This window comes from Blastococcus sp. HT6-30 (genome assembly GCF_039729015.1).
Classification (GTDB): domain Bacteria; phylum Actinomycetota; class Actinomycetes; order Mycobacteriales; family Geodermatophilaceae; genus Blastococcus.
Genome location: NZ_CP155792.1, coordinates 2814412 through 2840962, shown reverse-complemented (window position 1 = coordinate 2840962; position 26551 = coordinate 2814412). Strand labels below are relative to the sequence as shown.

Sequence of the window (26551 nt, the reverse complement as noted above, 5' to 3'; positions counted from 1 at the left end):
GATCGGGGGCCGGGCGTCGGTCGGTGGATCCGCCGTCGGTCGACCGGGTCAGTCGGCGAAGGCCTCGGCGACCAGCTTGCGCTGCTCGACCTCGTGCACCTTCGCCGAGCCGACCGCCGGGCTGGCCGACGCCCGGCGGCTCACCCGCCGCAGCTTCCGGCCCTCCGGGAGCTCCTCGGGCAGGTTGACCGCCATGAACTGCCAGGCGCCCATGTTCGCCGGCTCCTCCTGCACCCACACCACGTCCGTCGCGTTCGAGTAGCGCTCCAGCTCGGCACGGATCTGCTCGGCCGGCAGCGGGTACAGCTGCTCGACCCGCACGATCGCGGTGTCGGCGCGGCCGTCGGACTCGCGCTGCGCCATGAGGTCGTAGGCGACCTTGCCGCTGCAGAGCAGCACGCGCTTCACCGTGGAGGCTTCCAGCGGCTCGCCGCCGACACCGGTGTCGGGCAGCACCGAGCGGAAGTTCTGCTCGGTGAAGTCGGCGACCGGGCTGACCGCGGCCTTCGCCCGCAGCAGCGACTTCGGCGTGAAGACGACCAGCGGCCGGTGCACGTCGGAGAGCGCCTGGCGGCGGAGGAGGTGGAAGTAGTTGCCGGGGGTGGTGCAGTTGGCAACGGTCATGTTGTTCTCCGCCGACAGCTGCAGGAACCGCTCGATCCGGCCGCTGGAGTGGTCGGGGCCCTGCCCCTCCATGCCGTGCGGCAGCAGCATGACGACGCCGGAGCGCTGCCCCCACTTGGCCTCGCCGGAGCTGATGAACTCATCGATGACCATCTGGGCCCCGTCGACGAAGTCGCCGAACTGGGCCTCCCACAGCACCAGGGCCTTGGTGTTGGCCACCGAGTAGCCGTACTCGAAGCCGAGCGCCGCGTACTCGCTGAGCAGCGAGTCGTAGACGAAGAACTTCGCCTGCTCCTCGGTCAGGTTGGCCAGCGGGGTGTACTCCGCCCCGTTCTCCCGGTCGATCAGGACCGAGTGGCGCTGCACGAACGTGCCGCGGCGGGAGTCCTGGCCGGCCAGGCGGACCGGCACGCCCTCCATCAGCAGTGACCCGAAGGCCAGCAGCTCGCCCATGGCCCAGTCGATGCCGCCCTCGCTGGCCATCGCGGCCCGCTTCTCCAGCATCTTCTGCAGCTTCGGGTGCGGGGTGAAGTCCGGCGGGAAGGAGACGTGCGCGTCGCCGATGGTCTTGAGGACCTCCTGCGTGACCGCCGTCCGGACCGTCGACTCCTGCGGCGTGCGCGGGTCCATGACCGGCTCGGGCTTGGAGGAGTCCTGTGCGTCGTGGGTCTCGGCGAAGGCCCGCTCCAGCTGGCCGCGGTAGTCCTTGAGGGCCTCCTCGGCCTCCTCGAGCGTGATGTCCCCGCGGCCGACCAGCGCCTCGGTGTACAGCTTCCGCACCGAGCGCTTGCGGTCGATGATGTCGTACATCTGCGGCTGGGTCATCGATGGGTCGTCGCCCTCGTTGTGCCCGCGCCGGCGGTAGCAGACGAGGTCGATGACGACATCCTTCTTGAACTGCTGCCGGTACTCGACCGCCAGCCGGGCCACCCGGACGCAGGCCTCGGGGTCGTCGCCGTTGACGTGGAAGATCGGGGCGTTGACCATCCGCGCGACGTCGGTCGAGTACAGGGTCGACCGCGCCGAGCCGGGACTGGTGGTGAAGCCGACCTGGTTGTTGACGACGACGTGCACGGTGCCGCCGGTGCGGTAGCCGCGCAGCTGGGAGAGGTTCAGCGTCTCCTGCACGACGCCCTGGCCGGCGAAGGCGGAGTCGCCGTGCAGCAGGACGGGCAGGACGGTGAAGCCCTGCTCGCCCTTGTCGATCATGTCCTGCTTGGCCCGGACGATGCCCTCGAGGACGGGGTTCACCGTCTCCAGGTGGCTCGGGTTGCTGGCCAGGGAGACGGCGATCTCGGCGTCGTCGCGGAACGGGTTGCGGAACGTCCCGGTGGCGCCCAGGTGGTACTTGACGTCACCGGACCCCTGCACCGTGCCGGGGTCGATGTTCCCCTCGAACTCGCCGAAGATCTTGGCGTAGCTCTTGCCCAGCACGTTGGCCAGCACGTTGAGCCGGCCGCGGTGCGGCATGCCGATGGCGACCTCGTCGAGCCCGTGGTCGGTGCCGGCCAGCAGCACCTCGTCGAGCACCGGGATCAGCGACTCGCCGCCCTCGAGGCTGAACCGCTTCTGCCCGACGTACTTCGTCTGCAGGAAGGTCTCGAACGCCTCGGCGGCGTTGAGCCGGCCGAGCACGTGCTTCTGCTTCTCGCGGTCGGGCTGCTCGTGCTTGACCTCGATCCGCTGCTGGAGCCACTGGCGCTCCTCGGGGTCGGTGATGTGCATGTACTCCACGCCGACCCTGCGGCAGTAGGAGTTGCGCAGCACGCCGAGGATGTCCCGGAGCGTCATGAGTCGCTCACCGGCGAAGCCGCCGACCGGGAACTTCCGGTCGAGGTCCCACAGGGTCAGCCCGTGCTGGAGGATGTCCAGGTCCGGGTGGGTGCGGACCTTGAACTCGAGCGGGTCGGTGTCGGCCATCAGGTGGCCGTTGCGCCGGTAGGACTCGATGACCTCGATGACGCGGGCTTCCTTGTCGATCTGCCCTTCGCGCGTGATCCGCACGTCCGGCATCCAGCGCACCGGCTCGTAGGGGATCCGCAGCGAGCGGAAGACCTCGTCGTAGAAGCCGTCCTCGCCCAGCAGGAGCGAGTGGAGCTTGCGCAGGAAGTCGCCGGACTCCGCGCCCTGGATGATCCGGTGGTCGTAGGTCGAGGTGAGCGTGATGATCTTCGAGACGCCCATCTCGGTGAGGACCTCGGGGCTCATCCCCTGGAACTCGGCCGGGTACTCCATCGCGCCCACGCCGATGATCGCGCCCTGCCCGGCGGTCAGCCGGGGCACCGAGTGGTTGGTGCCGATGGTGCCGGGGTTGGTCAGGCTGATCGTGGTGCCGGAGAAGTCCTCCATCGTCAGCTTGTTGTTCCGGGCACGGCGGATGATGTCCTCGTACGCGGCCCAGAAGCCGGCGAAGTCCATCTCCTCGGCGCCCTTGATCGACGCGACCACCAACGAGCGCGACCCGTCGGGCTTCGGCAGGTCGATGGCCAGCCCGAAGTTGACGTGCTCCGGCTGCACCAGCACCGGCTTGCCGTCGACCTCGGCGAAGGCGCTGTTCATGTTCGGGAACGCGTCGAGCGCCCGGACCAGCGCGTAGCCGATCAGGTGGGTGAAGGAGATCTTGCCGCCCCGCGCCCGGGCGAGGTGGTTGTTGATGACGATGCGGTTGTCGGCCAGGAGCTTGGCCGGCACCGCGCGCACGCTGGTCGCCGTCGGCACGGTCAGCGAGGCGTTCATGTTCTTGACCACCGCAGCGGCGGCGCCGCGCAGCGGGGACTGCTTGCCGTCGCCGACCGGCGGCTTGGGAGCGGCCTTGGGGGCTGCCGCGGTGGTGGACTGGGTGGACTTCTGCACGGGCGAGCTCCCCGTCGGCTGGGGCCCGGCGGCCGGGCGCTGGACGTCGGCCTTCTTCTCGGCCGGGGCCTCGGGTGCGGGCACGGCCGGGGCGGCCCGCCGCGGAGCCGCCTGCTCCGGAGCCGCCTGCTCCGGTGCCGCGGGCTTCGGGGCCGCGGGCTTCGGGGCCGCCGGCGCGCCGTTGCCGGACGGCGCCTGCTCCCGGTCGCCGCCGGCGGGCGTGCCCGGCCGGTAGTCGGCGAAGAACTCGTGCCACGCCTGATCGACGCTGGACGGGTCGGCGAGGAACTGCTGGTACATCTCCTCTACCAACCACTCGTTCGTGCCGAAACCGGCAACGGGGGACGAAGTGGACGACGGTCGGGATGAACTCACGCTTGACACGGGGTCGAGTGCCTTCTTCGTTATGGGGCTGCGTCTGAGGGGCGTCGCTGGACCGGATGTCGAGTCTACGCCCGTGCCGGGCCGCTGACTCGGCACGGAGCGGGAACCGTGCACCCGTCCCGCACGGTGATCAGTGGCTCGCGCCGTGGGCCACGAGGAGTTCGACGAGGTCGTCGTTGCCCGTGGCCCGGTCCTCGTCGGCCCGCCGGTGCCGGGCTGCCGCCACGCGGCTGATGTCCAGCGCGCTGGCCCCGTCGTGGGTGGTGGCGTCGACGTCGGCGCCCGCCTCCAGCAGCAGCCGCACGATCTCGGGCGCGTCGCCGGTTGCGCCGGCCGCCACCGCGGCGTGCAGCGGGGTGCGGCCGGTGTCGGGGTCCCGGTCGTCGACGTCGGCCCCCGCCTCCAGCAGCAGCCGCACGACCTCCGCGCTGCCGCCCGCGGTCGCGGCGTGCAGCGCTCCGCCGTCGGGGTCGGCGCCCCGGGCGAGCAGCAGCCGCGCCGCGCCGGCCGCACCACCGAAGGCGGCCCACGCGAGCAGGCCCACCCCGGTGGTCGGGTCGGTGAGGGCCGCGCCGCCGTCGAGCTCGGCGGTGAGCCGGTCGACGTCGTCGAGGTAGGCCGCGCTCGGCGCGTCGACGACGGCGCCCAGCTCCACCAGCACGGGCACGAGGTCGGGGGCGTGCTCCAGGGCCACGTGCAGCGGGGTGCGGTGCTGCTCGGTGCGGGCCGCGAGGTCGGCTCCCGCCTGGACCAGGACCCGGACGACGCCGACCCGGTCGCAGGCCACGGCCAGGTGCAGCGGGGTCCAGCCCCCCTCGCCCTCCCGGTCGACGGTCCCGGTGAGCAGGCGCGGCGCCTCGGTGACGGCGGAGCGGACGCCGTCCTCGTCCCCGTCGACGATCAGGCGGCCCAGCCGCTGGAAGGTCATGCGAGTCGTCACGCGTTCTCCGTTCTCCGTTCGGGTCCGCCCCGCACGTGCCGGTGGGGGGCGAGGCTCCTGTGGTCCCGCCGGCGCCTCAGACGATGTCGCGACGGACGGCCAGGAACGTGCCGAGCAGGGCGGCCACCAGACCGTAACCGAGCAGCAGGAGGCCGCCCTGCCAGGCGTCGAGCAGGTCCGGGCCCTGGAAGGTGGCGGTGAGCGCTTCCAGGGCGCCGCCCGGCATCCACTTGTACGCGCCGGAGGTGGCCGGGATCGAGCGGATGATCGGCTCGATCACGAACAGGTAGACCAGGCCACCGACGATGGCGCCGACCTGGTTGCGCAGCAGCGCACCGAGGCCCACGCCGATCACCGCGTAGATGACCAGGGCCAGACCCGAGCTGCCCAGCGTCCCAAGGTTGTCGGCGCCCAGCGCCGGGGCGTCCCCGCGAGCCCCGGCGTGCACGGCGACCACCGCGTAGTTCACCGCGAGCACGACCAGGGCGAACAGCGTCGCCGCCAGCGCGTAGGCCACGAGCTTGGCGACCACCACACGGCCGCGCCGGGGCGTGGTCAGGAACGTCGGCGTGGCGGTGCGGTGCCGGTACTCCTGGGTCATCCCGATGATGCCCAGGATCAGGAAAAGCACGTTGACGTTCACGGCGTTCGCCATGGCCAGCTCTTCGTACACCGGGGTGCCCACGGCGGGGATGCCCGACTCGGGGTTCCCGGCGAACGCGGTGAGCAGGACGGCGAACCCGGCCACCAGGAGGCAGGCGCCGAGCAGCAGGCCGAGCCAGACCTTCGTCGTGAACAACTTGGTCCACTCCGCGCGGATCAGTCCGGTCATCGCGAGGCCTCCGCGGACGGCACGTCGGCGGACGGGGCGCGGTACTGCTCCCGGCCGGCGGTGAGCTGGAAGTAGATCTCCTCGAGACCGCTGGTGCGCGACCGCAGCTCGTGCAACTCCACGCCCGCGGCGAAGGCCCGGCTGCCGATCTCCGCGGTCGTCCGGCCGGTGACGGTGAGCGCGTCGCCGTCACGGGTGATCCCCGTGCCCTCGGCCCGGAGCGCCTCGGCCAGCCGGTCGACCTGCGGGCTGCGCACGAGCACCGTCCCCGCGCCGTCCGCCCCCGACCGCAGCTCCTCCATCGAGCCCTCGCGCACCAGGTGCCCGGCGCCCACGATGACGACGCGGTCGACGGTCTGCTCCACCTCGGAGAGCAGGTGGCTGGACACCAGCACCGTGCGGCCCTGGTCGTGGGCGAGATGGCGCAGGAACCCGCGCAGCCACTGGATGCCCTCCGGGTCCAGCCCGTTGGCCGGCTCGTCGAGCACCAGCACGGAGGGGTCGCCGAGCAGCGCCGTCGCCAGCCCGAGCCGCTGCCGCATGCCCAGGGAGTAGCCACCCGCGCGTCGTCGTCCGGCGTCGGCGAGCCCCACCTGGACCAGCACCTCGTCGGCGCGCCGCAGGGGGATGCCGGCGGCGCGGCAGTAGACCCGGAGGTGGTTGCGCCCGGTGCGGGCGGGGTGGAAGGCGGTCTCCAGCACGGCCCCGACCGTGCGCAGCGGCGCGGACAGCGACGCGTACGGGGTGCCGTTGAACGTGGCGGTGCCGGCGTCGGGCCGCATCAGCCCCAGGACCATCCGCAGCGTGGTGGTCTTGCCCGCGCCGTTGGGGCCGAGGAAGCCCGTGACCGTTCCCGGCTCGACGGTGAAGCTGAGGTCGGAGACGGCCCGCACCCTCGTGAAGGACTTGGTGAGTCCGCGGATCTCGACCCCGACCGGGTCGACCCTCGCGGTCGTGCCGCTGGAAATGGCGTTCTCCCGTCGTCCGGGCTGGTGGCCAGGCCATCCAAGCGCACCCGGGCCTCCCGTGGGGGGCCCCGCGCCGGGCGTCGCGCGGTGGTCACCGGGGCGTTCCCCCGACGCCGTCCGGGAACCGCCCGGCGGACCGTCGGCACCGCGTGGTCGACTGGCGGGGTGGGTGCACCGGGACGGGCGCGGCTGGCCGTGACCGTCGTCTTCGCGGCGAACGGCGCGGTCTTCGGCAACTGGGCCGTGCGGATCCCCACCGTGAAGAGCGACCTCGGTCTGTCCGACGCCGCGCTCGGTGGTGCGCTCCTCGTGCCGGCGATCGGTGCCCTGGTCGCCATGCCGCTGATCGGCGCGCTCAGCGCCCGGTTCGGCAGCCGGACGACGACGATCGCCTCCGCCCTCCTCTTCTTCGCCGTCCCGGTGTTCCTGGGGCTGGCCACGTCGCTGCCCTGGCTCGTCCCGGTGCTGCTCGTCTTCGGGCTGGCGTTCGGCAGCCTGGACGTCGCCATGAACGCCCAGGCGGTCACGGTCGAACGAGTGCTCGCCCGGCCGGTGATGTCGTCGTTCCACGCGGCCTTCTCGGCCGGGGCGCTGGCGGGCTCGCTGACCGGGTCGCTGGCCGCGGCGATGGACCTCGGGCTGGCGGCGCACCTGGGCGGGACGGGCCTGGTGCTGTTCCTGCTGACCGCACCCCTGTTCCCGGCGCTGCTCCGGGAGGAGCGCATCGAGGGACCGGCGGGGCCGCTGTTCGCGTGGCCTCGGGGGCGGCTGCTGCCGCTGGCCGTCATCGCGCTCGTCGTCCTGCTCGCCGAGGGGGCGGTGGGGGACTGGAGCGCCGTCCACCTCCGGGACGAGCTGGGCGCCTCCGCCGGGGTCGCGGGCCTGGCGTACACGGCGTTCAGCGTCACGATGGTGGCCGGCCGGCTCGCCGGTGACCGGGTCGTCGCCGCGTGGGGCCGGGTGCGGACGGTGCGGATCTCCGCGTTGGTCGCCACGGCCGGCGGGGTGCTGGTCGTGGCCGGCCCGACGGTCGCCGTCGTGCTGGCCGGCTTCGCCGCCCTGGGCATCGGCCTGGCCTGCACCGTTCCGCTGGTCTTCTCGGCGGCGGCCGAGGGCGAGGCCGAGGCCGGCCCGGCGCTCGCCGCGGTGAGCACGCCCGGCTACCTCGGTTTCCTCCTCGGCCCGCCGGTCATCGGTGGCCTGGCCGAGCTCGTCGGCCTCTCGGCGGCGCTCGGGCTGCTCCCGGTGCTGCTCGCCGGGGTGGCGCTCCTGGCCGGCCGCACGGCGCCCGTTCGCGTGACCGCGGGCACACGGCCGGCCGCGGTCCCATAGAGTGCGCGCCGTGAGCGAGCCCGCGAGCGCCTACTCCACGGTCGTCGTCGGAACCGACGGGTCGGCATCGTCTCTCCGCGCGGTCGCCCGCGCCGGTGCCCTGGCCGGCGCCTGCGGGGCGACGCTGGTCGTCGTGTGCGCCTACCTCCCCACCGAGGGCGACGACCGCGAGCTGGCTCGTGCGCAGGACGTGCTGGGCGACGAGGCGTACCAGGTGGTCGGGTCGCACCCGGCCGAGGAGACCGTGCGCACCGCCGCCGAGCGCGCCGGTGCTGCCGGCGTCGTGAAGGTGCGCACCGTCGCGGTCATGGGGTCACCGGTCGAGACGCTGCTCGACGTCGTCCGCCGGGAGAACGCCGATCTGCTGGTCGTCGGCAACCGTGGGCTGAGCAGCATCAAGGGCCGCCTGCTCGGCTCGGTGCCGGCCGATGCCACGCGCCGCGCGGAGTGCGACGTGCTCGTCGTGCACACCACCGACTGAGGCCCGCGACGGGCATGGACTATCCCGGCGGCGACGGCCCGGTCCCCGGCGCCCGCGAGGCGCTGGAGCGGCTGCTGCTCGACGGCCCCCGCCGGTACACCCGGCTGGACGTCGGCCGCCTGGCCGGCATGCCGCCCGAGCGCACCCAGCGGCTCTGGCGGGCCCTCGGCTTCCCTGACGCCGCCGACGACGACCCGGCCTTCACCGATGCCGACGTGGCGGCCCTGGGGGTGCTCTCCGAGCTCATCGACTCCGGCTTCGTGGACCCCGACAGCGAGGCCTCGATCGCCCGGGCCATGGGGCAGTCGCTGTCCCGGCTGGCCGACTGGCAGACCGACATGCTCGCCGACGTGCTGCTCCGCGGAGCGCCGGAGGGGGAGGGCCCCGCGGACACCACGGAGCGGGCGGTGGAGGCGGCGCGGACGCTGCTGCCCCGGCTGCGCGAGGTGCAGGACTACGTGTGGCGCCGGCACCTCGTGGCGAACGTCGACCGGCTGCTGGCCGCCACCGGCCCCGGCGACCGGCGGGAGCTCGCGGTCGGGTTCGCCGACCTGGTGGGCTACACCTCGCGCAGCCGCGGCATGGCCGGCCGCGAGCTGGGCGCGATGGTCGAGAACTTCGAGGGCACCGCCGCCGAGGTCATCGCCCGGCACCACGGCCGGGTCGTGAAGACGGTCGGGGACGGAGTGCTGTTCACCGCCGGGTCGGCCACCGACGCCGCCGAGATCGGGCTGGAGCTGCCGCACGCCTGGGACGCCACCGACCGGCCACCGCTGCGGGTCGGAGCGGCCTACGGCGCTGTGCTCACCCGGCTGGGAGACGTCTACTCGCCGGTGGTGAACCTGGCCAGCCGGCTGACCTCGCTGGCCCGTCCCGGGGCACTGCTGGTCGACCGCGAGCTGGCCGACCGGGTCCGCGGGCTGCCCGGCTACCGCGCGCGGCCGCTGCGCCGGGTCTCGGTGCGTGGCTACGACCACCTGCAGCCGTGGCTGATCCGCCGGAGCAGGACAGCCGACGCCGGGCCGGGGGAGGACGCCGACAGCGGCTACGACGAGGACGCCTTCGACGTCGAGGGGGACGACGCGGAGGAGTGAGCCACCCGCCGCGGCGCGCCGGAAGGGATTCCGCTGTCGGTCGGCCGGGCCGGCTTGGCAGGCTGTAGGGGTGAGCGCCACCCTCGTCGCCCGCGGCCTGGCGGCCGGTCACGGCGCCCGCGTGCTGTTCTCCGACCTCGATCTCGTCGTCGCCCCGGCTGACGTCGTCGGCCTGGTGGGGGTGAACGGCGCGGGCAAGTCGACGTTGCTGCGCACGCTGGCCGGCGAGATCCCCGCCGAGGCCGGCAGCATCGCGCTCAGCCCGCCGACGGCCACCCTGGGCTACCTCCCGCAGGAGCACGAGCGGCGGCAGGGGGAGACCGTCCTCGCCGCGCTCGCCCGGCGCACCGGTGTCACTCCCGCCCAGGCGGCCCTGGACGCCGCGACCGACGCCCTCACCGCCGGTGCGGCGGGCGCGGACGACGCGTACGGCGACGCGCTCGAGCGCTGGCTCGCCCTCGGCGGAGCCGACCTCGACGAGCGGGCCGAGGAGGTGGTGGCCGAGGTCGCGCCCGGCGTCGCGCTCGACGCACCGATGACCGGGCTCTCCGGCGGGCAGGCCGCCCGGGTGGGCCTGGCCTCGTTGCTGCTCTCGCGCTACGACGTCCTGCTGCTCGACGAGCCGACCAACGACCTGGACCTGGCCGGGCTCGACCAGCTGGAGCGTTTCGTGACCGGTGCGCGGGCCGGCGTCGTCGTCGTCAGCCACGACCGCGAGTTCCTGGCCCGGACCACCAGCCGGATCGTCGAGCTCGACCTCGCCCAGCAGCTGGTGCGGGTGCACGACGGCGGCTACGAGGCGTACCTGGTGGAGCGGGAGGTGGCCCGGCGGCACGCCCGGGAGGAGTACGAGGAGTTCGCCGACACCAAGGCCGGGCTCGAGGCACGCGCGCGGATGCAGCGGAACTGGATGGCGAAGGGCGTCCGCGACTCGATCAAGAAGTCCAAGGACGGCGACAGGCACATCAAGGCCGCCAACCGGGCGTCATCGGAGAAGCAGGCGGCCAAGGCCAAGCAGACCCAGCGCATGATCGAGCGCCTGGACGTCGTCGAGGAGCCCCGCAAGGAGTGGGAGCTCCGGATGGAGATCGCCGCCGCGCCGCGGGCCGGTGCGGTCGTGGCCACGCTGCGCGGCGCCGTCGTCCGCCGGGGTGGCTTCACCCTTGGCCCGGTGGACCTGCAGGTGGACTGGGGTGACCGGGTCGCCATCACCGGCGCCAACGGATCCGGGAAGTCGACCCTGCTCGCGGCCCTGCTGGGCCGGGTGCCGCTGGACGAGGGGGCGGGAGGCCTCGGCCCGGCGGTCCGGATCGGCGAGATCGACCAGGCCCGCGGGCGGTTCCTCGGCTCCGAGCAGCTGCTCCACGCGTTCGGCGCCGAGGTGCCCGACTGGCCGACGGCGGAGGTGCGGACGCTGCTGGCCAAGTTCGGGCTCACGGCTGACCACGTGCTGCGCCCGGCCCTCACCTTGTCGCCGGGGGAGCGCACCCGCGCGGCCCTGGCGCTGCTGCAGGCCCGGGGCGTCAACGTGCTGGTGCTGGACGAGCCGACCAACCACCTGGACCTGCCGGCCATCGAGCAGCTCGAGCAGGCCCTGGCCGGCTACACCGGCACCCTGCTGCTGGTCACCCACGACCGCCGGATGCTCGAGGCCGTGGCCACCGACCGACGGCTCGAGGTCGACGGCGGGCGGGTCACCGAGCGGTGAGCCGACCGCGCGCGGAGTGGGCGGGCGCCGGGGCGCTCAGCCGGCCGGAGCGCCCAGTTCGTCGGCGATGCCGACGGTGTCCATGCCCGACCACGTGTCGGACACGTGGTGCGCCAGCACCAACAGGTCGCGCAGCTCGCCCCCGCGGTCGCGGATGTGGTCGCGCAGCAGGGCCTCGCCGCTGAAGCCGAGGTCGCTGAAGAGCGCCAGCGCCGGCCCCTGCTCGGCGACCACCTCGACGACGATCTTGCGCAGCCCCGACCTGACCCCCTCGACGAGGGCGCGACGGGCCAGCTCCCGGCCCAGCCCGGTTCCCCGGCTCGACGGTGCGACGACCAGCCGCAGCTCACCGACGTGGTCCGACCACCCCGGGAGCGGGCGGATCGCGACGTACCCGGTCACCACGTCGCCGTCGACGGCGACCCAGCGGCCGCCGGGGGAGGCGCCGGTCACCCACGAGCGGACGGTGTCGGGATCGGTAACCTCCTCCTCGATGAAGGTGAGGTCTCCCTCGGGGAGGTCGCCGAAGAAGCGCAGCAAGGCGTCGCAGCGCTCCGGTCCGAGTTCGACCACCGTCATGTCAGGCCTCCCGTGTCGCGGTGTCGGTCGGGCGGTCGGCGTCCAGCGGATCGCTGCGCCGGCGGACGAAGTCGATGATCCTGGGCACCGTCGTCTTGGCCGCGGTGCGCCCGACGACCAGCCCCATGTGGCCGGCGTCCAGGCAGAGCTCGTGCTTGTCGGGGGAACCGATCAGGTCGATCAGCGGCGCGGTCGCGTCCGGCGGCACGATGTGGTCGCGGTTGGCCCGCACGGTGAGGAACGGCACCCGGATGTCGGAGAGGTGCACCGGGTCCCCGCCCACGGTGAGCCGGTCGTTGACCATGCCGTTGTCCCGCACCAGCATCTCCGCCGTCTCCCGCGCGGCTGCGCCGGGGAAGGGCACGTGGTCGTCCGACCACCCCGTCATGGCCTGGTAGGACGCGACGTAGTCGTCGTTCCAGAGCCGCTCCCACAGCGTGACGTAGCGGGTCACCTCGGAGGTGGGGGTCAGCGTCCGGAAGCCCTGCACGACCACCGACGGCGGGACGTTGCCGTCGGGGCCGAGGACCGAGTCGACGTCCATGCCACCGACGCGGAAGATGTCGGCCAGCGGCCCCATGCGCCGGAAGTCGACCGGGGTGGCCAGCACGGTGAGGCTGCGCAGCGGGGCGTCGGGGTGGTGCGCGGCGTGGAGCAGGGCGAGGTCCCCGCCGAAGCAGTAGCCGAACAGGTTCACCTCGTCGGCGCCGGAAAGCTCGAGGACGCGGTCGATCCCCGCCGGGATGTAGTCGTCGACGTAGTCCTCGAGGCGGTTGCCGGCATCACGCTCGTCGGGCTCTCCCCAGTCGAGCATGTAGACGTCGAAGCCGGCGTCGACCAGCTGCTCCACGAAGCTGTTGCCGGGGGTCAGGTCGAGGATGTAGCTGCGGCTGACCAGGCTGAAGACGATCAGCAGCGGTGGCCCGTACCGCACGTCGTCGTTGCGGTAGTGCCACAGCTGCGTGCGGCCGCGCTGCCAGACGACGTCCTTGGGGCTGAGGCCGACTCCGGGGCGGTCCACCCCGGCGACCATCTTGATGCCGTTACGCGCCCGGAGGGCGTTGCGCTCGACGTCCCGCCGGACGCGATCGAGCACCGTCTGCGGGCTGGGAACCGTCGGCATCGTCGTCCTCCGTGGTCGGGGTTGTCGTCGTCGTGGCTGGCCGGGTGCGCCCGGAGCCTGCGCTCCGTCGCCGTTCGGACTCCAGCTGCAGGGTCAACCGGCGCACCTCCCGGTCCAGGGAGCCGATCTGCGCGCGGAGCCGGCTGATGTCGCTGCCCGCGGGCAGGTTGAGCAGGTGCCAGGCGCGGGCGCTGAGCCCCTGCACCGACCGGCCGGCGAGGGTCTGCGCCCGCCGGACCAGCGCGGCGCCGAGGGCGAAGTGCTCGGTGCGGACCAGGCTCTCCGCACGGGGCGCCACGGCCCGTTCGGCGGCGTCGAACGCCTGCCGCCACAGCGGCGGCGACGGCGGGGGCGTGCGGGGCACCGGCGGCGGGGTCATCGGGTTCCCACCTCCTGCGGAACCTCCACGGCGCGGCGCAGGATCTTCCCGGTCGGCCCCTTGGGGAGCGTGTCGACCAGCCAGAGGTGCCGCGGGTACTTGTAGGCGGCCACCCGGGCCTTGACGAACTCGCGCAGCTCGTCGGCCTCGGCGGTGGCGCCGGGTTTGAGCGCGACCGCAGCGGCCACCTCCTCGCCCAGCTCGGGGTGCGCGACGCCGACCACGGCCACCTCGGCCACCGCCGGGTGTTCGTAGAGCGCCTCCTCGATCTCCCGCGGATAGACGTTGTAACCGCCGCGGATGATCATCTCCTTCTTCCGGTCGACGATGAAGAAGTAACCGTCCTCGTCGGTGCGGGCGAGGTCACCGGTGCGGAACCAGCCGTCGGGGATCGACTTCGCCGTCTCCTCCGGCCGCGCCCAGTAGCCGCGCATCACGTTCTCGCCGCGGATGGCGATCTCGCCGACCTCGCCGGCGCCCACCTCGTTGCCGTCGTCGTCGACCAGGCGCATCTCCACGCCGCGGATCGGGGTTCCGATCGAACCGGGCTTCCGCTCGGCGTGCGGGTGGTTGAAGGAGGCGACCGGGGAGGTCTCGCTGAGGCCGTAGCCCTCCAGGATCGTGCAGCCGAACCCTTCCTCGAACGAGCGCATGATCTCCACCGGCATGGCCGAGCCGCCGGAGACGCACAGCCGCAGGCTGGACACGTCGTGCTCGCCGGCGCCGGGGGAGTGCAGCATCGCGGCGAACATCGTCGGGACGCCCTCGAAGATGGTCACCCGGTCGCGCTCGATCACCTGCAGCGCCTTCGCGCCGTCGAACCGGGGGATGAGCGTGAGCAGCGACCCCCGCAGGACGGAGGTGTTCAGGCCGCAGGTCAGTCCGAAGACGTGGAACAGGGGCAGGCACCCCATGATCACGTCGTCGGGTGTGTTCTCGGCCAGCGTGTCGGCGGTGGTCAGCGCATTCCGGCCCAGATTGGCGTGGGTGAGCTCGGCGCCCTTCGGCTGCCCGGTCGTCCCCGAGGTGTAGAGGACGACGGCCAGGTCCTCGTCGGACCGCTCCACCGGCGCGCCCAGTGGCTCGTCGGCCATCAGCTCGGTGGGGGAGGCCGGCCCCACCACGACGGCCTCGGCACCGACGGCGTCCGCCGCCTCGCGCACGGGGCCGGCGGTGGTCTCCAGCGTGACGACGACCCGCGCACCGGAGTCCTCGAGGAAGTACTGCACCTCGCGGGCCTTGAGCAGCGGGTTCATCGGCACGACCGCGGCGCCGGCGAGCAGCGCGCCGTAGAAGACGACCGGGAAGGCCAGCACGTTCGGCAGCACCAGCCCGACGCGGTCACCGGGCTGCACGCCGCGCGCCTGCAGCGAGGCGGCGACGCGGAGGGCGGCGTCGCGGAACTGGCCGTAGGTCAGCTCGGCTTCGTCCATCCGGAGGGCCGTCCGGTCGGCTCCCTCGGCGGCGGAGTCGAGCAGGTTCTGCGCGAGGTTGGTCACGGTCGTCCTCCCTGTGGCCGATGGCTGGACCGGCGGCCCCTACCCGGCTCACCCGGTGATGTACCGCACAGGACGGATACGGTGACGGCGACCGCCCGCCGCCCCCCGAGGGAGACACCACTCATGCCCGACCGCACGATCCTCGACCTGTTCCGCCTCGACGACCGCGTCGCCATCGTGACCGGCGCCTCCTCGGGGCTGGGTGCGGTCTTCGCCCGGACCCTGGCCGAGGCCGGCTGCGATGTCGTCCTCGGTGCCCGCAGGGCCGATCGGCTGGCCGACACCCAGCGCGCGGTGGAGGCGACCGGCCGGCGCGCGATCAGCGTGGCCACCGACGTCTCCCGGCCGGAGGACTGCCAGGCGCTCGTCGACGCCGCCATGGCGGAGTTCGGCAAGGTCGACGTCCTGGTGAACAACGCCGGGGTGGGCACTGCCGCGCCTGCGACGCGGGAGACCCCGGAGCAGTTCCGGCAGGTCATCGACGTCAACCTCAACGGCTGCTACTGGATGGCCCAGGCGTGCGGCCGCGTCATGCAGCCGGGCAGCTCGATCGTCAACATCTCCAGCGTCCTCGGCCTGACCACCGCTGGTCTGCCGCAGGCGGCCTACGCCGCCAGCAAGGCCGGGCTCATCGGGCTGACCCGCGACCTGGCCCAGCAGTGGACCGGCCGCAAGGGCATCCGGGTCAACGCCCTGGCGCCGGGCTTCTTCACCTCGGAGATGACCGACCAGTACCCCGAGGGCTACCTGGAGTCGCAGCTCACCCGGGTGCTCGTCGGGCGCAAGGGCGAGCCCGAGGAGCTCGCCGCCGCGCTCGTCTTCCTCGTCAGCGACGCCGGCGGCTACGTCACCGGCACCACCATCCCGGTCGAGGGCGGCATGCTCACCAGCTGAGCGGGCCTCCGGCGGCGGCGCGGTCGGCGGGCGGTGCAGTCGCAGTCGGTCGGGCTCCGGGAGCGCCGCCGCCCCGCCGCCGCGCTGCCACCGTCGATGACCTCGACGGTGGCCCAGTTCGCAGTGGTGACCCGCTGTGCGGGCCGGCGCACTTCGGGCAGCGCCGTCGGGGGCACTTCAGGCAGCGCCGTCGGGGGGTAGGTGTCGACGACACGCTGGACGGCGCCTCGCGGTCGGTCGCCGGCGCGGCGAGGAGCACGCCCATCGCCGCCTCGTTCGGCGCACCGGCGCCCGGGCGCCGGTCGTCGACATGATCCAGGTGAGGCTGCGCACCCGCTCCGGGTGCGCGATGGCGACCAGCTGCGCCATCCCGCCCGTCGAGGGGCCGACCAGGTGCACCCGGTCCAGCCCCAGGGCGTCGAGCAGGCCGACGATGTCCTCGCCGAGGACCGAGGCAGGAGTCGTCGGGCGAGCCGATCATCACGGCGCAGGCCGCCGTGCACCGGGTCAGAGGTCCCGGCGCCCGTTCTCGGCGCGGTCCTCGACGTTTCCGTGGCGCAGCAGGCTGGCGACGGCCAGCACGAGGCCGCCCCAGATCACGACCATCGCCACCACCATCATCGCGATCGCCTCGGCGCTCATGGCCGGCCTCCCTCGTCGTGCCCGGTTCCCGGGCGGTTCGGGTCCGTCGCGGAGGTCGCGTGCAGCGGCGCCGCGGGGTCGGAGCCGGGTGGCGGCCCGTCCAGGTGGGTTCCGGAGCGCCACGGCAGCCGGGCGAGGAGGAAGCCGACCAGCGGCAGCGCCAGGACCAGCAGCCAGCCGAGGACCAGCAGCAGCCAGGTGGGGTAGTCCTCGTAGGGCGCGGCGAGGTCGTCCCGCACGGCGAGGACGAGCACGACGGCCAGGCCCGCCGGGGCGACGACGCTGGTCAGGACCCGCCAGCCGGTGCCGACCCGGGGACGGCCGTGGACGTTGAGGTGCTCGCCGAGGACGGGCAGGGCACGGACCACCCAGGCGACGACCAGCATGCTGAGCAGCGCCACGACGAGGATGCCGTACTGGTTGACGAAGTGGTCGACGACGTCGAGGACGTAGATGCCGCTCGTCGTGCTGAAGAGCACCAGGCTCAGCACCGCGGCCGGAACGCCGACCGCGAGGGTCGCGGTCAGGCGGCTCGTGTCGAGCTTGTCGCGGACGGCCGAGATCACCACCTCGATCACGCTGATCAGCGAGGTGATGCCGGCGACGACGAGCGACCCGAAGAACAGGACGCCGAGGAGGGCGCCGGCCGGCGCCTCGCTGATGATCGTCGGGAAGGCGATGAAGGCGAGGCCGATCCCGCCGTCGACCACGTCGCCGACCGCGTCCCCGCTCGCCTCGGCCATGAAGCCCAGGGCGGCGAACACGCCGATGCCGGCGAGCAGCTCGAAGCCGGAGTTCGAGAAGCCCACGACGAGGCCGGAGCCGATCATGTCCTCGCGGCGGCGGACGTACGACGCGTAGGTGATCATGATGCCGAAACCGACCGACAGCGAGAAGAGGATCTGGCCGAACGCGGCGGCCCAGACGGGGGCTGAGGTGAGCGCCGACCAGTCCGGTGTGAACAGCGCGTCCAGGCCCGCGCCCGCGCCCGGCAGCAGCAGCGCCTGCACGACGAGGGCGCTGAAGGCGAGCACCAGCACCGGGATCAGGACCAGCGAGGTCACCCCGATGCCCCGCTGGACGCCGAGGGCCATGATCACGAGGACGGCCAGCCAGACCAGCGCCAGGGGGACGAGCACCCCCGGCACCACGTCGGCGGTGACCTGGACGTCACCGGCCTGCAGGAACTCACCGAAGAAGAAGGCCTCGGGGTCGGCGCCCCAGGCCTGGTCGAGCGAGAAGAAGGTGTAGCGCAGCGCCCAGGCGATGACCGCCGCGTAGTAGACGGCGATGACGAAGCAGATGGCCACCTGCCACCAGCCGAGCCCCTCGGTGCCGCGGCGCAGCCGGGCGAAGGAGAGCGGCGCGGATCCGCGGTGGCGGTGGCCGATCGCGTAGTCCAGCAGCAGGAACGGGATGCCGGCGGTCAGCAGCGCCACCAGGTAGGGCAGCAGGAAGGCGCCGCCGCCGTTCTCGTACGCGACGTAGGGGAACCGCCAGATGTTGCCCAGCCCGACCGCGGAGCCGATCGCCGCGAGGATGAAGACGCGTCGCGAGCTGAAGGCGCCGCGCCGGCCCTCCTCGTGGGACAGCGTGGTGGAGTGATCAGCTGGCGTGCTCATCTGACCTCCTGCGTCGTGCTCCGCCCAGCCTGCAGGCACCGGGGCGCGATGGGCCGGCGGGGGGAAGGTGCCAGAACTCCGGTCACGTCAAACCCCCGGACGCAAAAAGGGTCGCGCCGCGGGCCGGGACGCGGCGCGGTGGCACGGGCAGAACGCGCACGAGGCCCGTCGATCCCCGGGGTCGGGGCCCGTGGGGCCTCGTCGCACTGTGCCGGCGACCGGCGGTCGGCCCCCGGAAGGCTCCACGGTCAGCGCCCGGTGGTGCCCCCGGCAGGATTCGAACCTGCGCACCCGCCTCCGGAGGGCGGTGCTCTATCCCCTGAGCTACGGGGGCTCGGTGGTGGGGCAGGGGAGAAGTTACCAGCCCCACGCGCCGGCCCGGGAAGCGGCTCCCGGGCCGCGCGTCACGGCTCGGGCAGGGGCGTTCCGCCCCGGGCGGTGAGCATCCGGGTCATCGTCGTCGTCTCCGCGCCCTGCGACTGCTCGATCGACCGGGCGAGGTCGCGCACGGCCGCCACCTCGGCGTTCTCGGCCGCGTAGCGGGCCATGTCGAAGCCGCCCTGGTGGTGCCGGATCATCAGCCGGAGGAACTCGACGTCGAACTCGGTGCCCGACAGGCTCCGCAGCTCGGCCAGCTCCGCCTCGGTGGCCATGCCGGGCATGAGCGCGCCGGCGCCGGTACCCACGCCACCCATGTCGTGGGCGGCGTGCCCGTCCTCGCCCATCCAGGTCATGGTCTCGCCGGACAGGGACAGCCCCCACAGCGCCAGCCAGCCCTGCATGCGCCCGGCCTGGTTGGTCTGGGTGGCGGAGATGTCGAAGGCCAGCTGCTCGACCTCCGGGTCGTCGCTGCGCTCGGCGACGAGGTTGGCCATCTCCACGCCCTGGAGGTGGTGCCGCGACATGTCCCGCGAGAACCCCGCGTCGACCGAGTCGGCCGTGGGCGTCGGCGTCCCGTCCCGGCCGATGCCCAGGGCGACGGCCAGCCCGCCGCCCAGCACCACCAGCCCGACGGCGATGACGGCGAGCAGGGCGGTGCGCACTGCGCTGCCACGCCGGGCACCTGTCGTGCTGGTCATGCGAGCTGCCTCCGCGGGGCGGGCGTGGGAGTGGACGGGGACGGCGCCGCCACGTCAGGGCGCGGACGTCCCGGCCGACGCGGCCTCGGCGACGAGCGGGTCGGCCAGGAAGGTCGGGCTCTCGCACGTGGCCCCCGGCTCGGGGAACTCCCCGGCCTTGGCGGTCATCAGGTCGGCGAACTGCTTGACGCGCTCGTCGTCCGCGCTGTCGACCTTGAGCTGGTGCCCCCAGGACTGCAGGCTGATCGGGGCGTCCTGGCCCTCGTAGGGCGACATCATCCGGTAGGACACGCCGTCGACGAGCTCGGCGAGCGTGGCGATGTCGGCGTCGGTCACCTCGTCGGGGTTGTAGGTGATCCAGACGGCGCCGTGCTCGAGGCTGTGGACCGCGTTCTCGTGGCGGATGTCGACGTCGTAGACGGTGCCCGTGCAGTCGGCCCAGAGGTTGGCGTGCGGGCCACCCACCGGCGGGGACTGCTCGTACTCGATCGGGCCGTCGTCGTGCAGGCCGCCCTCGTACTCGTAGGTCTGCGCGCCGGCGATCTCGTCGATGGACTCGACCCTCAGGGCGTCGGCCTCGCGCACCTGCACCACGGCGTAGGTGATCACGGCCGCGGCGAACACCACGACGGCGACGGCGGCGGCGATCAGTCCCCAGGGACGCTGCTGGGCCACGACCTGCGTCGGCGGCCGGGTGCGACCGCCCGTGCCGCGGCCGCCGGCCCGCGAGGCCCCACCGCCGGTGGCTCGGCTCTTGTCGGGCGTGCGGTCCTTGGCCAAGGCCTCTCCTCGTTACGGGGCGCGTGCGCGCCGCTGCGGCGGGGCCGGGACGGCCCCTCCACCGCGCGGGAGTCTAGGTCGGGGACCTGTGCGGAGGCTGGGAGCCGGGCCGCCCGGGTGGAGCCTCCGGGCTCCGGAAGAGGGTCAGTACGCTCGCCGGGTGACACCGGAGCAGCTGCAGGACGTCGTTCGTACCGCCGTGGCCGCGGTCGTCGAGCGAGGCGAGCTGCCCGTCGAGGTGCCGGCGGACGTCGTGGTCGAGCGGCCGAAGAACCCCGATCACGGCGACTACGCCACGAACGTGGCCCTGCGCCTGGCCAAACCGGCGGGCCGGCCACCGCGCCAGGTGGCCGAGCTGCTGGCCGCGGAGCTGCGCGCGCACGACGGCATCGCCACCGTCGACGTCGCCGGCCCGGGCTTCCTCAACATCACCCTCGCCCAGGGCGCGCTCGGCAAGATCGCTGTCGACGCGGTGACGGCAGGGCAGGCGTACGGCCGGACCACGGCCCTGGCCGGCCAGAACCTCAATCTCGAGTTCGTCTCCGCCAACCCGACCGGTCCGGTGCACATCGGCGGCACCCGCTGGGCGGCCGTCGGCGACGCGCTCGGCCGGCTGCTCGAGGCCAGCGGCGCAACGGTCACGCGGGAGTACTACTTCAACGACGCCGGCTCGCAGATCGACCGGTTCGCGCTGAGCCTCATGGCTGCCGCGCACGGCCGCCCGGTGCCCGAGGACGGGTACGCCGGCGACTACATCGGGGAGATCGCCGGCCAGGTCCTCGCGGCCGAGCCGGGCCTGCTCGAGCTGCCGGAGGACCAGCAGCAGGAGCGCTTCCGGGTGCTCGGCGTCGAGCTGATGTTCGCCGAGATCAAGCGCACGCTGGCCGGCTTCGGCGTGGTCTTCGACGTGTACTTCTCCGAGCGGACCCTGCACGAGACCGGCGCCCTGGAGAAGGCCATCACCCGGCTCCGGGAGAACGGCCACGTCTACGAGGCCGACGGCGCGGTGTGGCTGCGCACCACCGACTTCGGCGACGACAAGGACCGGCCGCTGATCAAGAGCGACGGCGCCCCCACCTACTTCGCCGCCGACTGCGCCTACTACCTCGACAAGCGCAACCGTGGCTTCGACAAGGTCGTGATCATGCTGGGCGCCGACCACGCCGGTTACGTCGGCCGGTACAAGGCGCTGTCGGCCGCCGTGGGCGACGACCCCGAGGCGAACCTGGAGATCCTGCTCGGCCAGCTGGTCAACCTGGTCCGCGACGGCGAGCCGGTGCGGATGAGCAAGCGGGCCGGCACCGTCGTCCTGCTGGAGGACCTCGTCGAGGCCGTCGGCGCCGACGCCGCCCGGTACGCGCTGGCGCGGGCCTCGGTCGACCAGCAGATCGACCTGGACCTGGACCTGTGGAGCCGGCAGACCAACGACAACCCGGTCTTCTACGTCCAGTACGCGCACGCCCGGATCTCGTCGGTGCTGCGCAACGCCGCCGACCTGGGGCTGGGCCTCGGCGAGGCCGGGGACGTCGACGCCGGGCAGCTCACCCACGAGCGCGAGAACGCCCTGCTGCGGGCGCTCGGGGAGTTCCCGCGGGTCGTCACGGCCGCCGCCGAGCTGCGCGCGCCGCACCGGGTGGCCCGCTACCTCGAGGAGCTGGCCGGCACCTACCACCGGTTCTACGACTCCTGCCGCGTGCTGCCCCGCGGCGACGAGGAGGCGACCCCGCTGACCACCGCCCGGCTGTGGCTGTGCGCGGCCACCGCGGTGGTCCTGCGCAACGGGCTGGCCGTGCTGGGCGTCTCCGCGCCGGAGCGGATGTGAGGGCGCACCCGGCGGGGCCGCTGCACGGAAGTCTGGCGCCGCCCTCGGCCGCCGGCGCCCCGCCTGCCGAGCTCGGCGTCCTCGACCCCCAGGTCTGGCCCCGCTCTGCTGAGCGGGTCGACGGCGAGCTGCACCTGGCCGGCCGGGCCGTCACCGACCTGGCCCGCGCACACGGCACGCCGCTGTTCGTGCTCGACGAGGCGGACTTCCGCGGCCGCGCCGCCGACTTCGCGACCGCGTTCGCCGACGCCGACGTCCACTACGCCTCCAAGGCGTTCCTCTGCGGCCAGGTGGCCCGCTGGATCGCCGAGGACGGGCTGCACCTGGACGCCTGCAGCGGCAACGAGCTCGCCGTCGCGCTGGCCGCCGGGTTCCCCGCCGAGCGGATCGCGCTGCACGGCAACAACAAGTCGCTGGTGGAGCTGGAGCTGGCCGTCGACTCCGGCATCGGGCACGTCGTGCTCGACTCCTTCGACGAGATCGACCGGCTGGTGCCGCTCGCCGAGGCCCGCGTCGCCTCCGGCGGCGCCCCGGTGGCGGTGCTCATCCGCACCACCGTCGGCATCGAGGCGCACACCCACGAGTTCATCGCCACCGCGCACGAGGACCAGAAGTTCGGCTTCTCCCTGGCCACCGGGGACGCGCTCGAGGCCGCCCGCCGGGTCGTCGCCGAGCCGGCCCTCCACCTGGCCGGCCTGCACAGCCACATCGGCTCGCAGATCTTCGACACCGCCGGCTTCGAGGCCGCGGCGCACCGCGTGGTGGGGCTGCTCGGCGCCGTCCGGGACGCCACCGGCGAGGTGCTCGGCGAGCTGAACCTCGGGGGTGGCTTCGGCATCGCCTACATCCCGGACGACGACCCGGTCAGCCCGGTCGACGTCGCCGCCCGGCTGCGCAGCGTCGTCGCCGCCGAGTGCGCGGAGCTCGGCCTGCCGGTCCCGCGGCTGGCCGTCGAGCCGGGCCGGGCCATCGCCGGGCCCGGCACGGTGACGCTGTACGAGATCGGCACGATCAAGCCGGTGCGCCTGGGCGCCTCCGGTGCGCCGGGGACGCCGCTGGTGCGCAACTACGTCTCCGTCGACGGCGGGATGAGCGACAACATCCGCACCGCCCTGTACGACGCCTCCTACACCTGCGTGCTGGCCAACCGGACCTCCGACGCCCCGCCGGCGCTGTGCCGGGTGGTGGGCAAGCACTGCGAGAGCGGCGACATCCTCGTCCGCGACCTGTGGCTGCCGTCGGACGTCGTGCCCGGCGACCTGCTCGCCGTCGCCGCCACCGGTGCCTACTGCTGGTCGATGGCGAGCAACTACAACTACCTGCTCAAGCCGCCGGTGGTCGCCGTCCGGGACGGCGCCGCCACGGAGATCGTGCGACGTCAGACACTGTCCGACGTGTTCGCCCTCGACGCGGTCCTCGCCGACCGCCCCGCCCCCTCGCCGGCCATCGACCAGCCGGCGCCCGAGCACCCCGCGGGAGCGACCTCGTGACCGGACCCCTCAAGGTGGCGCTGCTCGGCTGCGGCACCGTCGGCAGCGCGGTGCTGCGCGCGCTGCAGGAGCAGGCCGACGACCTCGGCGCCCGCATCGGCCGCCCGGTGGAGGTGGCCGGCGTCGCCGTGCGCCGCCCGGCGCACCACCCCGACGTCCCGGCGCACCTGCTGACCACCGACGCCCACGGCCTGGTCACCCGCGACGACGTCGACCTCGTCGTCGAGGTGATCGGCGGCATCGAGCCGGCGCGCTCCCTCATGCTGGCGGCGTTCGAGAGCGGCAAGTCGGTGGTGAGCGCCAACAAGGCGCTGCTGGCCGAGGACGGCGTCGCCCTGCACGCCGCGGCTGCCGAGGCCGGCGTGGACCTCTACTACGAGGCCGCGGTCGCCGGGGCCATCCCGATCCTGCGGCCGCTGCGGGAGTCGCTGGTCGGCGACCAGCTGTCACGCGTCGTGGGCATCGTCAACGGGACGACGAACTACATCCTGTCCCGCATGGCCGAGACCGGTGCCGGCTTCGGCGAGGCGCTGGCCGAGGCGACCGAGCTGGGCTACGCCGAGGCGGACCCGACCGCCGACGTCGACGGCTTCGACGCCGCCGCCAAGGCCGCGATCCTCGCCTCGCTGGCGTTCCACACCCCGGTGGCGGCGGTCGACGTGCACCGCGAGGGCATCTCCACCGTCACCGCGACCGATGTCGCGCGCGCCGCGGAGATCGGCTGCACGGTGAAGCTGCTGGCCATCTGCGAGCGGGTCACGAGCCAGGACGGGGACGCCGACTCGGTCGCCGTCCGCGTGCACCCGGCGATGATCCCGACCGCGCACCCGCTGGCCTCGGTGGGCGGCGCGTTCAACGCCGTGTTCGTGGAGGCGGAGGCGGCCGGCCAGCTCATGTTCTACGGGCAGGGGGCGGGCGGGGAGCCGACGGCCAGCGCCGTCCTGGGCGACCTGGTGGCGGTCGCCCGCAACCGGGTCACCGGCGGCCCCGGCCCGGGCGTCACCGGTTACGCCAACCTCGCCGTCCGGCCCATGGCCGAGACGCCGACGCGGTACCACGTCAGCCTGGACGTGGCCGACAAGCCGGGTGTGCTCGCCGCCGTCGCGCAGGAGTTCGCGCGGCACGAGGTGAGCATCTCCACCGTCCGTCAGACCGGCCGCGGCGACGCCGCGACGCTGGTCATCGTGACCCACAGCGCCCCGGACGCGGCGCTGTCGGCCACCATTGCCGCGCTGCGGGAGATGCCCGCGGTCCGGGGGGTCACCAGCGTGCTGCGCGTGGAGGGGTTGTCATGAGCGTGTCCCCGGTCTGGCCGGGCCTGATTGAGGCATACCGGGCCCGGCTGCCGGTCAGCGACACCACCCCGGTGGTCACGCTGCAGGAGGGCGCCACCCCGCTGGTGCCGGCGCGCGAGCTGTCGCGGCGCACCGGCTGCGACGTCTACCTCAAGGTCGAGGGCGCGAACCCCACGGGCTCCTTCAAGGACCGCGGGATGACGATGGCCATCACCAAGGCCCTCGAGGAGGGGGCGCAGGCGGTCATCTGCGCCTCCACCGGCAACACCAGCGCCAGCGCCGCCGCCTACGCCGCGCGGGCCGGCATGACCTGCGCCGTCCTGGTGCCGCAGGGCAAGATCGCGATGGGCAAGCTGGCGCAGGCGCTGGTGCACGGCGCCCGGCTGCTGCAGGTCGAGGGCAACTTCGACGACTGCCTGGCGCTGGCCAGCAAGCTGGCGATCGACTACCCGGTCAGCCTGGTCAACAGCGTCAACCAGTTCCGCATCGAGGGGCAGAAGACCGCTTCCTTCGAGATCGTCGACGTGCTCGGCGACGCTCCTGACATCCACTGCCTGCCGGTGGGCAACGCGGGCAACATCACCGCCTACTGGCAGGGCTACCGCGAGTACGCGGCCGACGGCATCGCCTCGCGCACCCCCCGCATGTGGGGCTTCCAGGCGGCCGGCGCGGCGCCGATCGTCACCGGGCAGGTGGTGGAGAACCCCAGCACGATCGCCACCGCGATCCGGATCGGCAACCCCGCCTCCTGGACCAAGGCGCTCGCGGCCCGCGACGAGTCGGGCGGGCGCATCGACGCCGTCACCGACCGCGCGATCCTCTCGGCCTACCGGCTGCTCGCCCGCAGCGAGGCGGTGTTCGTCGAGCCGGCGTCGGCGGCCTCGGTCGCCGGCCTGCTGCAGGTCGCCGGCGCCGGGGAGCTCGAGCCGGGGCAGCGCATCGTCTGCACCGTCACCGGCAACGGCCTCAAGGACCCGGAGTGGGCCATCTCCGGCGCCCCCGCGCCGGTCACCGTGCCGGTCGACGCCGCCGCGGCAGCGGTGCAGCTGGGCCTGTGAGCGTCCTCGACCCCCACCGGGTCCGCGTCCGCGTGCCCGCCACCAGCGCCAACCTCGGACCGGCGTTCGACTGCGCCGGTCTGGCCCTGGAGCACCACGACGTGCTCCAGTTCTCGGTGCAGCCCGGGGGGCTGTCCGTCGAGGTGAGCGGGGTGGGGGCCGGTGAGCTGCCCACCGACGAGTCGCACCTGGTCGTGCGCGCGTTCCGCGCCGCCTGCGCCGAGCTCGGCTGGACCCCGCCCGGCCTGCGGGTGGTGGCGGAGAACGCCATCCCGCAGGGCCGGGGGATGGGGTCGTCGGCCGCGGCGGTCGTCGCCGGGGTCATGGGCGCCTGGGCGCTGTGCCCCGACGTCGAGGTGATCGACCTGGACGCCGTCCTCCGGCTCACCACCGCGATGGAGGGGCACCCCGACAACGTCGCCGCCTGCCTGCTGGGTGGGCTGACGCTGTCCTGGATGGGGGAGGGGGGCGTCGGCGCCGACAGCCTGACCGTGCACGAGGACGTGCTGCCGGTCGTCCTGGTCCCGCAGGCGACGCTGTCGACGGAGCTGGCGCGTGGGCTGCTGCCCGACGTCGTGCCGCACGCCGATGCCGCGTTCAACGCCGGGCGGTCCGCGCTCCTGGTGCATGCGCTGACCTCGGGAACGCTGCTCCTGGAGGGCACCGAGGACCGGCTGCACCAGCGTCAGCGCACCGCCGCGATGCCCGGCTCGCTGGCGCTCGTGGACGGCCTGCGGGCGGCCGGGCACGCCGCGGTCATCTCCGGTGCCGGGCCATCGGTGCTCGTGCTGGGCCGCCGCACCCCGACGGGTGCCGACGAGCGACCGGGTGAGAGCGAGGTGCGCGCCATCGGGGAACTGGCTCCGGAGGGTTGGTCGGTGCTGCCGCTGGACGTCGATCCGACCGGTGCCCGGGTCGACCGCCCGCTGCGCCAGGTATCGTCTCGGTAACGAGGAACACGCCGAGATCATCCGGTGTTGTCCAGTCCGTGAGCTGCGACTAGGCTCACGGCGTAGCCGCCCAGGAGGGCGTGCCTCGCGCGGGGCCGAAGCAGACGTTCGATACCTCTTCGT

At 73.6% G+C, this 26551-nt stretch carries 23 protein-coding genes and 1 tRNA gene; 10 read left to right on the top strand and 14 right to left on the bottom strand.

All coding sequences use genetic code 11. The annotated features are described in order from the left end of the window. Nucleotides 1–48 precede the first annotated feature (48 nt). From ABC795_RS13660 to ABC795_RS13645, 4 genes are all read right to left on the bottom strand, one after another. A complete protein-coding gene (locus ABC795_RS13660; RefSeq protein ID WP_347057736.1) occupies nucleotides 49–3852 on the bottom strand; it encodes a multifunctional oxoglutarate decarboxylase/oxoglutarate dehydrogenase thiamine pyrophosphate-binding subunit/dihydrolipoyllysine-residue succinyltransferase subunit in 3804 nt (1267 codons plus the stop codon). A gap of 139 nt (nucleotides 3853–3991) precedes the next feature. Continuing rightward, complete coding sequence (locus ABC795_RS13655; RefSeq protein ID WP_347057735.1) at nucleotides 3992–4801, bottom strand: ankyrin repeat domain-containing protein; 810 nt, start codon at nucleotides 4799–4801, stop codon at nucleotides 3992–3994. Nucleotides 4802–4877: 76 nt separating this feature from the next. Further along, on the bottom strand, nucleotides 4878–5633 hold the full coding sequence (locus tag ABC795_RS13650) for an ABC transporter permease (protein ID WP_347057734.1): 756 nt from the start codon (nucleotides 5631–5633) through the stop codon (nucleotides 4878–4880). Beyond that, nucleotides 5630–6526: an ATP-binding cassette domain-containing protein gene (locus ABC795_RS13645; RefSeq protein ID WP_347057733.1), complete on the bottom strand. Its 897-nt coding sequence runs from the start codon at nucleotides 6524–6526 to the stop codon at nucleotides 5630–5632. The genes ABC795_RS13650 and ABC795_RS13645 overlap by 4 nt, the downstream gene beginning before the upstream one ends. Nucleotides 6527–6766: 240 nt before the next feature. On the opposite strand from ABC795_RS13645, the gene ABC795_RS13640 reads away from it, so the two are divergent. The 4 genes from ABC795_RS13640 to ABC795_RS13625 all read left to right on the top strand — a co-directional run bounded on the left by ABC795_RS13640 (nucleotide 6767) and on the right by ABC795_RS13625 (nucleotide 11216). After that, nucleotides 6767–7933: an MFS transporter gene (locus ABC795_RS13640; RefSeq protein ID WP_347057732.1), complete on the top strand. Its 1167-nt coding sequence runs from the start codon at nucleotides 6767–6769 to the stop codon at nucleotides 7931–7933. Nucleotides 7934–7943: 10 nt separating this feature from the next. Continuing rightward, the gene (locus ABC795_RS13635) at nucleotides 7944–8414 is read left to right on the top strand and encodes a universal stress protein (RefSeq protein WP_347057731.1); all 471 of its coding nucleotides are present in this window, start codon (nucleotides 7944–7946) and stop codon (nucleotides 8412–8414) included. A 14-nt stretch (nucleotides 8415–8428) separates the two neighbouring features. Beyond that, nucleotides 8429–9508 (top strand): adenylate/guanylate cyclase domain-containing protein, encoded by a 1080-nt coding sequence (locus tag ABC795_RS13630; RefSeq protein WP_347057730.1) that lies wholly within the window; start codon nucleotides 8429–8431, stop codon nucleotides 9506–9508. Between the two features lie 70 nt (nucleotides 9509–9578). Beyond that, the gene (locus ABC795_RS13625) at nucleotides 9579–11216 is read left to right on the top strand and encodes an ABC-F family ATP-binding cassette domain-containing protein (RefSeq protein WP_347057729.1); all 1638 of its coding nucleotides are present in this window, start codon (nucleotides 9579–9581) and stop codon (nucleotides 11214–11216) included. 36 nt (nucleotides 11217–11252) lie between these two features. Here the strand turns inward: ABC795_RS13625 and ABC795_RS13620 are convergent, their stop codons facing one another. From ABC795_RS13620 to ABC795_RS13605, 4 genes are read right to left on the bottom strand one after another with little or no spacing between them, the layout of a single operon-like run. Beyond that, nucleotides 11253–11795: a GNAT family N-acetyltransferase gene (locus tag ABC795_RS13620; protein WP_347057728.1), complete on the bottom strand. Its 543-nt coding sequence runs from the start codon at nucleotides 11793–11795 to the stop codon at nucleotides 11253–11255. Between the two features lies 1 nt (nucleotide 11796). Further along, the gene (locus ABC795_RS13615; RefSeq protein WP_347057727.1) at nucleotides 11797–12891 is read right to left on the bottom strand and encodes an alpha/beta fold hydrolase; all 1095 of its coding nucleotides are present in this window, start codon (nucleotides 12889–12891) and stop codon (nucleotides 11797–11799) included. Then, the gene (locus ABC795_RS13610; protein WP_347057726.1) at nucleotides 12839–13297 is read right to left on the bottom strand and encodes a hypothetical protein; all 459 of its coding nucleotides are present in this window, start codon (nucleotides 13295–13297) and stop codon (nucleotides 12839–12841) included. The genes ABC795_RS13615 and ABC795_RS13610 overlap by 53 nt, the downstream gene beginning before the upstream one ends. Further along, a complete protein-coding gene (locus tag ABC795_RS13605) occupies nucleotides 13294–14796 on the bottom strand; it encodes a long-chain fatty acid--CoA ligase (RefSeq protein ID WP_347057725.1) in 1503 nt (500 codons plus the stop codon). Before ABC795_RS13605 ends, ABC795_RS13610 begins: the two co-directional genes overlap by 4 nt. A 123-nt stretch (nucleotides 14797–14919) precedes the next feature. Between ABC795_RS13605 and ABC795_RS13600 the strand changes: the two genes are divergently transcribed. Further along, nucleotides 14920–15690, top strand: coding sequence for a 3-oxoacyl-ACP reductase family protein (locus ABC795_RS13600; protein WP_347057724.1), 771 nt, complete (start codon nucleotides 14920–14922; stop codon nucleotides 15688–15690). Nucleotides 15691–15867: 177 nt separating this feature from the next. On the opposite strand, the gene ABC795_RS13595 is transcribed toward ABC795_RS13600, so the two are convergent. The 6 genes from ABC795_RS13595 to ABC795_RS13570 all read right to left on the bottom strand — a co-directional run bounded on the left by ABC795_RS13595 (nucleotide 15868) and on the right by ABC795_RS13570 (nucleotide 19813). Beyond that, the gene (locus ABC795_RS13595; protein ID WP_347057723.1) at nucleotides 15868–16089 is read right to left on the bottom strand and encodes a hypothetical protein; all 222 of its coding nucleotides are present in this window, start codon (nucleotides 16087–16089) and stop codon (nucleotides 15868–15870) included. A 108-nt stretch (nucleotides 16090–16197) separates the two neighbouring features. Continuing rightward, complete coding sequence (locus ABC795_RS13590; protein ID WP_347057722.1) at nucleotides 16198–16332, bottom strand: methionine/alanine import family NSS transporter small subunit; 135 nt, start codon at nucleotides 16330–16332, stop codon at nucleotides 16198–16200. Then, entirely contained in the window at nucleotides 16329–17954 is a 1626-nt protein-coding gene (locus tag ABC795_RS13585; RefSeq protein WP_347057721.1) for a sodium-dependent transporter, read from the bottom strand. Before ABC795_RS13585 ends, ABC795_RS13590 begins: the two co-directional genes overlap by 4 nt. Before the next feature lie 259 nt (nucleotides 17955–18213). Beyond that, nucleotides 18214–18288: transfer RNA gene (locus tag ABC795_RS13580), tRNA-Arg, on the bottom strand. 70 nt (nucleotides 18289–18358) lie between these two features. Further along, nucleotides 18359–19033, bottom strand: coding sequence for a DUF305 domain-containing protein (locus tag ABC795_RS13575; RefSeq protein WP_347057720.1), 675 nt, complete (start codon nucleotides 19031–19033; stop codon nucleotides 18359–18361). Nucleotides 19034–19087: 54 nt separating this feature from the next. After that, entirely contained in the window at nucleotides 19088–19813 is a 726-nt protein-coding gene (locus ABC795_RS13570) for a DUF3105 domain-containing protein (protein ID WP_347057719.1), read from the bottom strand. A 160-nt stretch (nucleotides 19814–19973) separates the two neighbouring features. Here ABC795_RS13570 and argS point away from each other — a divergent pair, with 160 nt between their 5' ends. From argS to thrB, 5 genes are read left to right on the top strand one after another with little or no spacing between them, the layout of a single operon-like run. Next, a complete protein-coding gene (argS, locus tag ABC795_RS13565; RefSeq protein WP_347057718.1) occupies nucleotides 19974–21635 on the top strand; it encodes an arginine--tRNA ligase in 1662 nt (553 codons plus the stop codon). Further along, nucleotides 21632–23125, top strand: coding sequence for a diaminopimelate decarboxylase (lysA, locus tag ABC795_RS13560; protein WP_347057717.1), 1494 nt, complete (start codon nucleotides 21632–21634; stop codon nucleotides 23123–23125). Before argS ends, lysA begins: the two co-directional genes overlap by 4 nt. Then, nucleotides 23122–24420 (top strand): homoserine dehydrogenase, encoded by a 1299-nt coding sequence (locus ABC795_RS13555; RefSeq protein ID WP_347057716.1) that lies wholly within the window; start codon nucleotides 23122–23124, stop codon nucleotides 24418–24420. The genes lysA and ABC795_RS13555 overlap by 4 nt, the downstream gene beginning before the upstream one ends. After that, the gene (gene thrC, locus ABC795_RS13550; protein WP_347057715.1) at nucleotides 24417–25478 is read left to right on the top strand and encodes a threonine synthase; all 1062 of its coding nucleotides are present in this window, start codon (nucleotides 24417–24419) and stop codon (nucleotides 25476–25478) included. The genes ABC795_RS13555 and thrC overlap by 4 nt, the downstream gene beginning before the upstream one ends. Continuing rightward, nucleotides 25475–26428 (top strand): homoserine kinase, encoded by a 954-nt coding sequence (gene thrB / locus ABC795_RS13545; protein ID WP_347057714.1) that lies wholly within the window; start codon nucleotides 25475–25477, stop codon nucleotides 26426–26428. The genes thrC and thrB overlap by 4 nt, the downstream gene beginning before the upstream one ends. Nucleotides 26429–26551 lie beyond the last annotated feature (123 nt).

What these genes read in the sequence shown, in the direction of transcription:
- ABC795_RS13610 (WP_347057726.1), bottom strand. Translation starts at nt 13,297, where the DNA reads ATGACCCCGCCGCCGGTGCCCCGCACGCCCCCGCCGTCGCCGCCGCTG.
- ABC795_RS13620 (WP_347057728.1), bottom strand. Translation starts at nt 11,795, where the DNA reads ATGACGGTGGTCGAACTCGGACCGGAGCGCTGCGACGCCTTGCTGCGC.
- ABC795_RS13590 (WP_347057722.1), bottom strand. Translation starts at nt 16,332, where the DNA reads ATGAGCGCCGAGGCGATCGCGATGATGGTGGTGGCGATGGTCGTGATC.
- ABC795_RS13575 (WP_347057720.1), bottom strand. Translation starts at nt 19,033, where the DNA reads ATGACCAGCACGACAGGTGCCCGGCGTGGCAGCGCAGTGCGCACCGCC.
- thrC (WP_347057715.1), top strand. Translation starts at nt 24,417, where the DNA reads ATGAGCGTGTCCCCGGTCTGGCCGGGCCTGATTGAGGCATACCGGGCC.
- ABC795_RS13585 (WP_347057721.1), bottom strand. Translation starts at nt 17,954, where the DNA reads ATGAGCACGCCAGCTGATCACTCCACCACGCTGTCCCACGAGGAGGGC.
- ABC795_RS13600 (WP_347057724.1), top strand. Translation starts at nt 14,920, where the DNA reads ATGCCCGACCGCACGATCCTCGACCTGTTCCGCCTCGACGACCGCGTC.
- ABC795_RS13630 (WP_347057730.1), top strand. Translation starts at nt 8,429, where the DNA reads ATGGACTATCCCGGCGGCGACGGCCCGGTCCCCGGCGCCCGCGAGGCG.
- ABC795_RS13650 (WP_347057734.1), bottom strand. Translation starts at nt 5,633, where the DNA reads ATGACCGGACTGATCCGCGCGGAGTGGACCAAGTTGTTCACGACGAAG.